Origin of the sequence: Trinickia soli, from assembly GCF_002879855.1 — a bacterium.
GTDB lineage: Bacteria > Pseudomonadota > Gammaproteobacteria > Burkholderiales > Burkholderiaceae > Trinickia > Trinickia soli.
Window position 1 is genome coordinate 139,093 of record NZ_PNYB01000015.1, and the last position, 11,535, is coordinate 150,627.

The 11,535-nt window shown below is 67.0% G+C and carries 7 protein-coding genes and 1 riboswitch; of the genes, 3 read left to right on the plus strand and 4 right to left on the minus strand.

What is annotated here, in order from left to right; translation table 11 throughout:
* Positions 1 to 7: 7 nt before the first annotated feature.
* Positions 8 to 922, minus strand: coding sequence for an EamA family transporter (locus C0Z19_RS18225; protein WP_102611244.1), 915 nt, complete (start codon positions 920 to 922; stop codon positions 8 to 10).
* A 372-nt stretch (positions 923 to 1,294) separates the two neighbouring features.
* A riboswitch (TPP riboswitch) is annotated at positions 1,295 to 1,408 on the plus strand.
* A gap of 65 nt (positions 1,409 to 1,473) precedes the next feature.
* On the opposite strand from C0Z19_RS18225, the gene thiC reads away from it, so the two are divergent.
* The 3 genes from thiC to C0Z19_RS18240 all read left to right on the plus strand — a co-directional run bounded on the left by thiC (position 1,474) and on the right by C0Z19_RS18240 (position 6,262).
* The gene (gene thiC / locus C0Z19_RS18230; RefSeq protein ID WP_102611229.1) at positions 1,474 to 3,405 is read left to right on the plus strand and encodes a phosphomethylpyrimidine synthase ThiC; all 1,932 of its coding nucleotides are present in this window, start codon (positions 1,474 to 1,476) and stop codon (positions 3,403 to 3,405) included.
* A gap of 279 nt (positions 3,406 to 3,684) precedes the next feature.
* On the plus strand, positions 3,685 to 4,608 hold the full coding sequence (locus tag C0Z19_RS18235) for a DMT family transporter (RefSeq protein WP_102611245.1): 924 nt from the start codon (positions 3,685 to 3,687) through the stop codon (positions 4,606 to 4,608).
* Between the two features lie 379 nt (positions 4,609 to 4,987).
* Entirely contained in the window at positions 4,988 to 6,262 is a 1,275-nt protein-coding gene (locus C0Z19_RS18240) for an EAL domain-containing protein (protein ID WP_102611246.1), read from the plus strand.
* A 49-nt stretch (positions 6,263 to 6,311) separates the two neighbouring features.
* On the opposite strand, the gene arfB is transcribed toward C0Z19_RS18240, so the two are convergent.
* The 3 genes from arfB to C0Z19_RS18255 all read right to left on the minus strand — a co-directional run.
* On the minus strand, positions 6,312 to 6,716 hold the full coding sequence (arfB, locus tag C0Z19_RS18245; RefSeq protein ID WP_102611230.1) for an alternative ribosome rescue aminoacyl-tRNA hydrolase ArfB: 405 nt from the start codon (positions 6,714 to 6,716) through the stop codon (positions 6,312 to 6,314).
* Complete coding sequence (locus C0Z19_RS18250) at positions 6,713 to 8,989, minus strand: AAA family ATPase (protein WP_102611231.1); 2,277 nt, start codon at positions 8,987 to 8,989, stop codon at positions 6,713 to 6,715. The genes arfB and C0Z19_RS18250 overlap by 4 nt, the downstream gene beginning before the upstream one ends.
* 52 nt (positions 8,990 to 9,041) lie before the next feature.
* On the minus strand, positions 9,042 to 11,535 hold a 2,494-nt coding region (locus C0Z19_RS18255), incomplete at its 5' end, for a 3'-5' exonuclease (RefSeq protein ID WP_102611247.1).

The window sequence follows — 11,535 nt, forward strand, 5'->3', positions numbered from 1 at the left end:
CGGCCCGTCAGACTGCGCGCCGTCGATCGAACCAGAAAGACAAGGCGACGCTCACGAGAATGACGCCCGTTGCGACGAGCGTCGAACCTGTCACCGGCTCGCCGAGCGTCAGGGCACCCAACGCAACGGCTACGATCGGATTGACGTACATGCAGCTGCTCGCCACGATCGGGCTCGTATGCCGAATCAAAAAGCCGTAGGCGACATAGGCAGCCATCGTCGCCACCAACATCAGATACACGAAGGCAAACAACGGGCCGAAGCCGAGCGCCGCGACGCGCTCGCCGCCGGCGACCGCAATCAGTGTCGAGATCGCGCCGCCCAGCCCGATCTGCAGCGCAGTCGACAAAAACAGATCGGCGGGCAGCGCGAGCCGGCTTGCAAGGTGCGCTCCCCCGGCCCAGAACAGCGCCGCGCAAAGAATGACGATGCTGCCGCTCGTCGACGAACTCGAAGCGTCGCCGCGATTGAGGATGAAGATGCCGGCAAGGCCGAGCGCAACGGCGACCCACTCGCCCTTTGCGATCGGCCGACCTGCGATGGCCGAGATGATCGTCGCGAACAACGGCACCGTGGCAACCATCACGGCCGCCGTGCCCGTCCCAACTGTACGCATGCCAAACGCGAGCAGACCGCTCGAGAATCCGACCAGCATCGTGCCGACGATGCCGGCATTGCGCGTTTGAACCAGCGTGGGCCACACGCTCGCGCGTCGGCCGGCGACGAAAAACAGGCCGATGCCTGCGATCAGATTGCGCAAACCCGACAGCAACAGGGGCGGAAACGATTGGAGCGCGACGTGCACGGCCAGATAGGCCGAACCCCATGCCAGATAGACGACGGCCAGCGCGAGAGCGACGCGGCCGCCCTGGGTACGTGGCGGCCGAACGCGCGTGAGCAGGCCGGGCAGCGCGCGCGGCATCAAGCGCGGCATCAAGCGCCGCCTCGACGCAGTCCGGACCGGCGCACGGCCACGCGAAAAAGGCGGCGCGGCGCGAGACGCGGGTGGCACAACGCTGCATGGTCGGGACGGGCGATGCGAAGCGGCATGGATGTCGGCAGGCTTCGGAACTTCGAGAATGAGTTGAGCGCAGGCGCAGCGGCATGCGAACGTCGCCATTATGCAACGGCGCAGCCCGTAAAGCGCCGCTGAAACGGCCACGCCACACTTGGCGCGCGGACGCGCCGCCATCCCCTTGACGCCTCGCGCATCGGTGTAGACCCCGTCGACGCGCGTTTCCAAGGCTGCGGCGTAGCCGGTTGCCAAAGCCGGGCCGCCCGTGTATCTTCTGCGATGCTAACGCGGGGGTCCTGCGTCGTACCGTCGCACTCGGTACGCGCGGGTGAGAAATACCCTTTGAACCTGATCTGGATAATGCCAGCGCAGGGAAGCGTAGGGGCTTTGCCGCCCTGCGCATCACTCTCATCCGCCCTCTCGTCTCCTGCATTAGCGCCCTAAGTCAGGAGAATCGCATGAGTGCCAACCCGAAATTCATTTCCTCCGAAGCACGCGTCGACGCTGCCGCCGTCGCTCCGCTGCCGAATTCACAGAAGATCTACGTGACGGGCTCGCGCCCCGATATCCGCGTGCCGATGCGCGAAATCACGCAAGCCGATACACCCACGGGCTTCGGCGGCGAAAAGAATCCGCCCATCTACGTCTACGATACGTCGGGCCCCTATACGGACCCGCAGGCCACGATCGACATTCGTTCCGGCCTGCCCGCGCTGCGTCAAAGCTGGATCGAAGAGCGCGGCGACACGCAGGCGCTGGAGGGACTCACGAGCCAATACGGCCGCGAGCGTGCGGCCGATGCGGCCACGGCCTCCTTGCGCTTTCCCGGCCTGCACCGCACGCCGCGTCGTGCCAAGGCTGGCGCGAACGTCACGCAAATGCACTACGCGCGCCGCGGCATCATCACGCCGGAAATGGAATTCATCGCGATTCGCGAGAATCAGCGCCGCGCCGAATATCTCGAGAGCCTGCGCGCCAGCGGCCCGAACGGCGCCAAGCTCGCCGACATGATGGGCCGTCAACACCCGGGCCAGGCGTTCGGGGCGGCCGCATTCGGCGCGAACGCCGCGCGCGAAATCACGCCCGAGTTCGTGCGCGAGGAAGTGGCGCGCGGCCGCGCGATCATTCCGGCCAACATCAATCACCCCGAAAGCGAGCCGATGATCATCGGCCGTAATTTCCTCGTGAAGATCAACGCGAATATCGGCAACTCGGCCGTGACGTCGTCGATCGGCGAGGAAGTCGACAAAATGACGTGGGCCATCCGCTGGGGCGGCGACACGGTCATGGATTTGTCGACGGGCAAGCATATCCACGAGACGCGCGAGTGGATCATCCGCAACAGCCCCGTGCCGATCGGGACGGTGCCGATCTATCAGGCGCTCGAAAAGGTCAACGGCAAGGCCGAGGACCTGACGTGGGAAATCTTCCGCGACACGCTCATCGAGCAAGCCGAACAAGGCGTCGACTACTTCACGATCCATGCGGGCGTGCTGCTGCGCTACGTGCCGCTGACGGCCAACCGGATGACGGGCATCGTCTCGCGCGGCGGCTCGATCATGGCCAAGTGGTGCCTCGCGCATCACAAGGAGAGCTTCCTCTACGAACACTTCGAGGAAATCTGCGAAATCATGAAGGCCTACGACGTCAGCTTCTCGCTCGGCGACGGCTTGCGCCCCGGCTCGATCTACGACGCCAATGACGAAGCGCAGCTCGGCGAATTGAAGACGCTCGGCGAACTCACGCAAACGGCGTGGAAGCACGACGTGCAGGTGATGATCGAAGGCCCGGGCCATGTGCCGATGCAGCTCATCAAAGAGAACATGGATCTACAGCTGCAATGGTGCGACGAAGCGCCGTTCTATACGCTCGGACCGCTGACGACGGATATCGCGCCGGGCTACGACCACATCACGTCCGGCATCGGCGCGGCGATGATTGGCTGGTTCGGCACGGCCATGCTCTGCTACGTCACGCCGAAGGAACACCTCGGCCTGCCGAACAAGGATGACGTCAAGGAAGGCATCATCACCTACAAGCTCGCGGCGCACGCGGCCGATCTGGCCAAGGGGCATCCGGGCGCGCAGGTGCGCGACAACGCCTTGTCGAAGGCGCGCTTCGAATTCCGTTGGGAGGATCAGTTCAATCTCGGTCTCGACCCTGACAAGGCGCGCGAATTCCACGACGAGACGTTGCCCAAGGATTCGGCAAAGGTCGCCCACTTCTGCTCGATGTGCGGGCCCCACTTCTGTTCGATGAAGATCACGCAGGACGTGCGCGATTTCGCCGCCGCGCAGGGCTTGTCCGACGAAACCGCGCTGAAGAAGGGCATGGAGGAAAAGGCTGTCGAATTCGTCAAGAGCGGGTCGCAGATCTATCAGCGTCAGTAGGCAGCACCAACGATAGCCGCGCAGGGCCAAGCGCCTGCCGCGGCTCATCGCAAAGGGGCGCAGTTCCGTTCGAAGCGAACGTGGACTGCGCCCTTTTTTGCTTTTCGGAAATTGGACGGGGTGGGTCGCCTGTTGGAGGTTGTCGCCGCTTATCGCCGCTTTTCGTTATTGATTGTCGATTCTTGCCGTTTCATCTCGCGCTGAAATATCGACGGCAGACCCGGTGATACCATGCGTTTCGGTTATGCAACGATAAATCCAACAAGCCTCGAGACGTTTATGAAACCCAGCCACATCGTGCAGTTGCTCGTGCTCGCCGCCCTCTGGGGCGCATCGTTCCTATTCATTCGCGTAGGGGTGGTCGATCTGGGCGTCGCTCCGCTCATGGCTTTGCGCGTGTCGATCGGCGCCGCCGTGCTCGTCGTCATCCTTGCGCTGCGCGGCACCCCCCGTACTTCGTTCGAGACGCTGCGCTCGCGCGCCGTGCCGCTGTTCGTCGTGGGCGTGCTCAATTCGGCCGCGCCGTTCTGCCTGTTCGCGTTCGCCGAACTGACGCTGTCGGCGGGCCTGACATCCGTCATCAACGCCACCACGCCGCTTTGGGGGGCGCTCGTCGCCTACATCTGGCTCAAGGATCGACTCACGGCGCTGCGCACGCTCGGCATGCTCATCGGTTTCGGCGGCGTCGTCTCGCTCGTCTGGGGGCAGATCGCCGCGCCGCACGGCTCCCTTGCGCCTTCCGCCGGGGCCACGGCGCTCGCGGCGCTGGCCGCGACCGGCGCCGCGCTGCTCTACGGCATCGCTGCGAACTACACGAAACGGCATCTGACCGGCGTCGATTCGTTGACGATCGCCACCGGCAGCATGATCGGCGGGAGCATTGCGTTGCTGCCGTTCGCGATCGCCACCTGGCCGACGGGCCCGATCTCGCTGCAAGCGTGGGGCGCCGTGCTGAGTCTTGGCGTGGCGTGCACCGGTGTGGCCTACCTGATCTTCTTTCACCTCATCAACGTCGCCGGTCCTGCGCGCGCGATCACCGTCACCTTCGTGATCCCCGTGTTCGGCATTCTCTGGGGCGCCCTGTTCCTCAACGAGCAAGTGAGCAGCGGCATGATCGAAGGTTGCGCGATCGTCCTGGTCGGGACGGCGCTGGCCACCGGCGTCATCAAACGCATTCCCGGCCTGCGGCAGCGGCACGCCTGAAGCACCCGCAGCTCTTTCCCGCTCCCTTTCCCTCTTCCCCGGGCGCCTGTCTCGCCCGGGAAAACCCGCCCGCGCTTTCGTTACACGCCGCCCAACGTACGGCACCCCACCTCCGGCGCGCGGCGCGCCCGTCCACCCCGCTCCGATCGTCTGCGACCGCACGCTGGCCCGTGTCGGCACGGCATTACGCTGGGCGCGTTTCCTCAGCCCACACTTTGCTACACTGCCCTTCCGCCCTATGGACACCGTTCGACATGCCAGGTCTTTTCGTTCGCTTCCTGCCGAACGGCTCACCGTGCGTAGCCGGCACGACCTCTTTCCACGTCTGGCACGACGCCCGCGGCGCACGGCCGCGTCGCTCGGCCGCGCTTCGCTTGCCATGTCGTTTCGCCGCGATCTGACGCTGGCCGGCATCCTGCCGCATCTGGCGCGCGATGCTGCCGGGTGGCGCATCGTCTATCAGGGCGTGACGCTGCGCAGCGCATTCCAGCCCGTCGTCTCGATCACACACAAGCGGGTCGTCGGCTACGAAGCGCTGCTGCGAGCCACCAACGCGAGCGGCCATCTGATCGCACCCGATCAGCTGTTCGCGCGCGCCAAGGCCACAGGGCCCGCCCTCGCGCTCGAGCGTCTCACGCGCTGCGTCCATTTTGCGAACTTCGCCGAGCAAAACGTGGAAACCGGTTGGCTGTTCGTCAACGCGCTGCCGCAATTGCTGCGCGTCGGCGCGAGTCACCGCGCGTTCACCGACGAACTGTGCGACTACTTCGGCCTGCCGCACCATCGCGTCGTATTCGAAATGATCGAACAGGCGAGCACCGACGAGCCACAGTTCGAACGCATCGTCGATTCGCTGCGCGAGCGCGATCTGCTCATCGCCATCGACGATTTCGGCACCGGCTTTTCGAACTTCGATCGCGTCTGGCGCATGCGGCCCGATATCGTCAAGCTCGATCGCTCGCTCGTCGCCCGTATCGCCGCGCCGGGCGCCGATCATCAGTTCGCGACCCAACTCGTGACGATGCTGCACCGCGCCGGCACGATGGTGCTTGGCGAAGGCGTCGAGTCCGAGGACGAGCTGATGACGCTGATGGAAGCCGACGTCGATTTCGTTCAGGGGTTTTGGCTCGGCAAGCCGGCTTCGTCGGTCGCTTCGGCGAGCAGCGATGCGCCCGCACGTATCGAATCGATGTGGCAGCGCTTTCATGCGCGCGCGCCAAGCGCGCCGGGCACGCCGGTCGAGCTCGCGAGCATCGAGGAGGCGGTACTGAGCGGTGCGCGCGCTTATAAGTCCACGGGCGGTCTCGCGGCCGCCGCGCAGCTGACGTTTCGCGCACCCTGGGCGCAACGTGTGTTCGTGGTTAGCCGACAGGGCGATCAACTGCAACCGTCGATCGCATCGAAGCCTCATTCCGGACCGGCACGCCTCGCACCGTTGTTTCCCGATACGGCCAGCAATTGGTCGCGGCGCGCCTACTTCAAACGGGCGTTGGCTTCGCCGGGACGCGTCGCCATCATGGGGCCGCACTATTCGCTGACCGAAGGCAAGGACTGCTACACGGCAGCCGTCACGGTCGAAACGAATGGGCAGATCGAGGTGTTCTGCGTCGACTTCGTAGCGAATGTGGAAACGTCCTCGCCCGACGACCGTTGAACGCACCGGAGCCCGACCGGGCACCGCGCAGCATGCCTGATTCGGTAGTTCAATCGGTCACACGGGCGCGTCCCGCTTTCACCGTCGAACGACGCGTCTTGCTATCGAGGCGACGCGCAGTCGAGGCCCGCGTGGGCCGCGTCGGAATCCGGGGCCGGCGTGTCACGCTGACGCTGGCGATCAGTTCGTCGAGCCGCGCCAGCGCCGCCGCACGGTTCATTTCCTGCGTCCGGTATTCCTGCGCCTTGATGACGACGACCCCTTCGCGCGTGATGCGCCGATCGTCGAGCGCCAGCAGCCGCATTTTCAACGCATCGGGCAACGAGGATGCGCGGATGTCGTAGCGCAGATGAATCGCACTCGATACTTTATTGACGTTCTGTCCGCCAGCCCCTTGCGCGCGGACGGCCGTCAATTCCACTTCTTCGGGTAACGCGTGATAGCGCAGCGTCATGTTTGCATCTCCTGCATGCGTGCGACCAGGCCGGAATCGCGGCGCGTCGGCGCCGCAATCGCCTGAGCCAGCACATCGCGTGCGCCGATCACGCGCACCGTCTTGCGCGCCCGCGTAACGGCCGTATAAACGAGCTCGCGCGTGAGCACACGACTGCCCGACGCCGGCAACACAAGCGCGGCGTGATCGAATTCCGAACCCTGCGATTTATGAACCGTCAGGGCGAAGGCCGTATCGTGCGGCGGCAGCGCCGCAGGCGCAACGGCCCGCACGCCGCCGTCGGCGGTGCGGAAGTACACGCGCAGCGGGCCTTCGCGCGTCGGCAATGCGATACCTATGTCACCGTTGAACAAGCCGAGCGCGTAATCGTTGCGGGCGACCATCACGGCGCGGCCCGCAAACCAGTTCGTACCGACGGCGAGCGGCGTGCGCGCAGCGCGGCGCACATGGTCGGCGATCTGCGCGTTGAGCGCCTGCACGCCGCGCGCGCCGAGCCGCGTCGCGCAGAGAATGCGAAAAGCGTTCAATGCATCGAACAGCGGCGCGCAGTCGGGCTCCGCAGCAGCCAGCGCGGCGCTCAGCGCTTGGACATACGGGGCGAAACCGTGCGCCAACATCTGCAGCGTGCTTGCGCGCAACACGGGGCCGTCGTCTTCGTCGAGCCGGGCCGGGATCGCGCGCCACGCTGCGGCGCCGCCGTCGCCGTCCGATCCATCGAACAGGTCGCTCTGCGCCGAAGCGTTCGGCCGCACACCCAACGAGTCGAACGCCGCCTGCACATCGCCACGCCGGATCGCGACCGATAACCGTCCGATCGCCGAGTCGAGGCCGAAGCGATAGTTGCGCTCGAGCCAGACGACGCAATCGACGAGCGGGATGTCTTGTCGATGTACGCCCACTTGCGCCGCAGGGACTGCGGCACGCCCGGCGGCAGACTGCGCCGGCCCCTCGGCCGCGAGGCTGTGCGCTTCCATCGGCTCGACGCCGTCGCCCGCGTAAGCGACATCGGGTTCGTCAAGTCCCGTCCAGGCCCAGGCATCGTCGAGTGCATCGAGTGCTTCGAACAAATCGAGACCATCTTCGCCCGTCAGAACGTCCCACTCGGGCGCATCGGCACGCCCCGCCCCGTCTTCTTGCGCCTGTCCCTGTGACAGGCGCGGCAGCGCAGCGCGCACACGTGCTTCATCGACGCCCGTCGCCTCGGAAATGCGAGCGACGCCCTGTGCGCTGAACGCCGGGCGTGCACTGAGTTCGGCGAATACGGCACCCGCTTCGACGGCCGCCAGCTGGTCCTTGTCGCCGAGCAATACCAGTCGCGTCTGCGGCGCCAGCGCATCGAACAGCTGCGTGGCCAGGGTCAGGTCGATCATCGATGCCTCGTCGACCACGATCACGTCGTACGGCAGCGGATTGTCGCGCCCGTACCGCGCCCGCACGCCGTGCCCCAAGCCAAGCAAGCGATGCAGCGTCTGCGACGTGCGCGGCAGCCTGTCGGCGATCTGCGCGGGCAAGCTCGAAGCGCGGGCAAGCAGCGCCTCCTGCATCCGCTGCGCCGCTTTGCCCGTTGGCGCGGCCAGCGCGATGGTCAACGACGGCTGCGCGTCGATCAGACAGGCGAGCATGCCCACGACGGTCGTCGTCTTGCCCGTGCCGGGTCCGCCGCTCACAACCGTCAGCCGGCCCGATAACGACAATGCCGCGCATGCCCGCTGCCAATCGACTTCGCTCGGATCGGGCGGCCCGAAAAAACGCGTGAGGCGGGCGGCCAGCGTCTCGCTCTCGAGCGCAGTCGCGTTCCCGGGGCTGGGGCTGGGGTCGGGATGGACGTCGTCGGCGACCTGCATGCCGTTCGCGCCCGCGGCCCCGCACCTCGACGCATGGGCGACCACCGCGGCCGCGAGGCGCCGCTCATCTTCGTAGTAGCGCGCGAGGTAGAGCCGGCCGCCGGCATCGAGGACGAGCGGCCGCAGCCCGGCTGCATCCTGCCGGCCGTCCGAGACCACGCCGCTGCCCTGCAACGCAGCCTTTACCGCATCGAGCGGCTCGCCGTACCGCTTGGCGAGGCGTTCGAGCGAGAGGCAAACATGGCCCGCGCTCGTTGCGCGACTGACTGCGAACGCGGACCGGCGCACCCACAGCACCGCCGCGGGGCTCGCGCCCAGGCGTGCCGCCAACGCGCCGAGGCGGCGCGCGAACCCTTCGGCGAGCGCCGTACCGAATTCGCCGCGCTCGCCCGTCGGGGCCGGCTTAGGGGGTCTGGGTATTGCACTCATCGACCGCTCCCTTCGCTGTCGGCGGTCGTGAGGGGCATGGCGGTCACGGCGATCATGACGCGTGCTCCCCGCGCATCGACTCGTCGAGCGCTTCGATCAATTCGCGCGCAGGCTGACGCAGGACGACGCCTGCCGGCGCCCCCCCGTCCCGCCATGCCGGACGCACGCCGCGCACGAACAGATACATGTAGCCGCCGATGTGCGTGTCGTAGTGGTAGCGCGGCAAGCGCGCTTTCAAATAACGGTGCAGCGCCACGGTATAGAGCAGCGCCTGCAGATGGTAGGCATGATGCGCCATCGCAATCTCGAGCGCAGCGGCGCCGTAATCGGACGGACTTGCGCCAAGGTAATTCGACTTCCAATCGATGATCCAGAAACGGCCGTCGTGCTCGACCACCATATCGACGAAGCCTTTGACGAAGCCGGCGAGAAACGACGCCTCGAACAATACGTCCGGGTATCCGTGACGCGTCAGCAGTGCTCTGAGCGCATGTAGATCGAGCGCCGGCGACGCAAACAAAAACGGCCATTCGGTCAAACGACGCGCGGCAGTCAGCGAACTCAGCGTGAAACCCGGCGCAAGTTCCGTCGCCGTCACGTCCGCCATCAGCCGCATCATCATCGCCGGCAGCCGTGCGGCCGTGTCGGGGTCTGCCGCGACGGGCCGTTCGACGAGCGCCCGCTCGATCGCGGCGGGCCACGTCGCAGGCGCGGAAAAATCGGCCAACTCGAACATTCGATGCAGGCACTCGCCGGCCGCCGCCCCGCGCGGGAACGCGAGGATATCGTGATCGGCCAGCAATTGCGTCTGCGTGGGCGCCGACAGCGCCGGTACGGGTACCGGCTCCCAATCCGCCTCGGCCTCGCGCACCTCCTGCCGGCCCGCGGCCAGCGCGTCGTGATCGGGCCTCGGTTCGTCGTCGACGCTCTCGTGCGCATGCTGCACGGCCGCGGCGAGCGAGCTGAAGCTGGCGATGCGCCAGCTTTCCTTCAACTCGCGCCGCAAGGTCCTCGCCACGAAACGTCGACCCGATCCCGCCTCGCGCGCGAGGGCGACACGTCGCTGCGGGGCCGGCAAAGGCGCGAGCGTGATCGGCCCGTCGGCCAGCGCCGTCCACGCCGCGTCGAGCGCCGCGTCGTCGGGCGGATCGTCGAACCATGCCTCGAACGGACGATCGTCGCCCGCGACCAGCCAGTTCAGCACGCTGCGACGCGACTCCTTCGTCGAGCGCGACGACAGATAAACGCCCGCGACAAGGTAGCAACGGTGGACCGCGCGCGTGAGCGCGACATAGACGAGGCGCGCGCGCTCGGCCGCCTCCTCGCGCGCGGCTTCACGTTCGGCCCGTTCGGCTTCGCTGCCCTCGCAACCGTAGTGGAGCACCGCGCGGGCGTCGTCGTGGTATTCGCGCGCATCGGGCAAGCCGGTGCCCGTGCCGATCATGCGCGCGCCGTCGCCGAGAAACGGACAAAACACGACCGCGTACTCGAGCCCCTTCGATTTATGCACGGTGACGATCTGCACGAGATCACGGTCCGATTCGAGCCGCAGTTGCGCCTCTTCGCCGCCGCCGCGCCCGCGCTCGGCGGCGAGCCAACGCAGCGTCGGCGCGATGCCCGGATGCATGGCGGCACGCGCCGAGGCCAATTCGGCCAGATGATTGACGTCCGTCAGCCGCCGCTCGCCGTCGCGCCCCGCGATGAGACGCTCGCCGATGGCCAGTTCGCGCATCATCGCGCGCCACATCGCCGCGAAACCGCGGTCGAGCCAGAGCGACCGGTAGCGGGAAAACCGCTCGACCCAGGCCGTCGCCTCGTCGGCATGCGCCTGCGCGGGTGCATCGGCGAGCTGCGCGAGCCGCGCCAGCGCATGCGCGTCCAGACCGAACCAATCGGCCGCCAGCGCGGCGCGCAGCCGGCGCAGGTCGCCCGGCGCCTCGACGGCCGCCATCACGCGTTCGAGCTGCTCCGCGTCGAGCGTCGCGAACACCGAGGACTGCGCGAGTTCGACGCTGCCGACGCCCCACGCCGCCAGCACGCGCTTCATCAGGCTGCCCTGCTTGTGCGTGCGTACGAGCACGGCGATATCTGCCGGCGCCAGCGCGGCGTCGCCAAGCTTCACCGCGCCCTCACGCGCGCCGCGCAGCAACCGCACGATCTCGGCCGCGCAGGCTTCGGCGGCCTGCCGCTGCGCATCGCGCTTGAGCAGCACAGCTTCGCCCGACGGCAACATCCAGACGCGCAACGCGCCGTCCGCGCCCGCGGGATCATCGCGATCGACGAACGGTGCGCGTGCGCGCCCGGCGGCCCGCACGGGCGTGTAGTCGAGCCCGTCGAGCACGAACGCATGCGCATTGGCGCTGAAGATGCGATTGCACGCTTCTACGAGCGGCCCCGTCGAGCGCTGGTTGACCGCCAGCGTATAACGCGCCGTCGCTGCGTATCGGGCAGCCAGGTAGGTGTGCAAATCGGCTGCACGGAAGCTGTAGATCGCTTGCTTCGGATCGCCGACCAGGAACAACGGCCCGATTTGCCCATCCCGGCCC

Bases quoted from the DNA above. Each gene is read 5' to 3' on its own strand.
- C0Z19_RS18240 (WP_102611246.1), top strand. From the start codon at position 4,988: ATGTCGTTTCGCCGCGATCTGACGCTGGCCGGCATCCTGCCGCATCTG.
- C0Z19_RS18250 (WP_102611231.1), bottom strand. From the start codon at position 8,989: ATGAGTGCAATACCCAGACCCCCTAAGCCGGCCCCGACGGGCGAGCGC.
- C0Z19_RS18235 (WP_102611245.1), top strand. From the start codon at position 3,685: ATGAAACCCAGCCACATCGTGCAGTTGCTCGTGCTCGCCGCCCTCTGG.
- thiC (WP_102611229.1), top strand. From the start codon at position 1,474: ATGAGTGCCAACCCGAAATTCATTTCCTCCGAAGCACGCGTCGACGCT.
- C0Z19_RS18225 (WP_102611244.1), bottom strand. From the start codon at position 922: ATGCCGCGCGCGCTGCCCGGCCTGCTCACGCGCGTTCGGCCGCCACGT.
- arfB (WP_102611230.1), bottom strand. From the start codon at position 6,716: ATGACGCTGCGCTATCACGCGTTACCCGAAGAAGTGGAATTGACGGCC.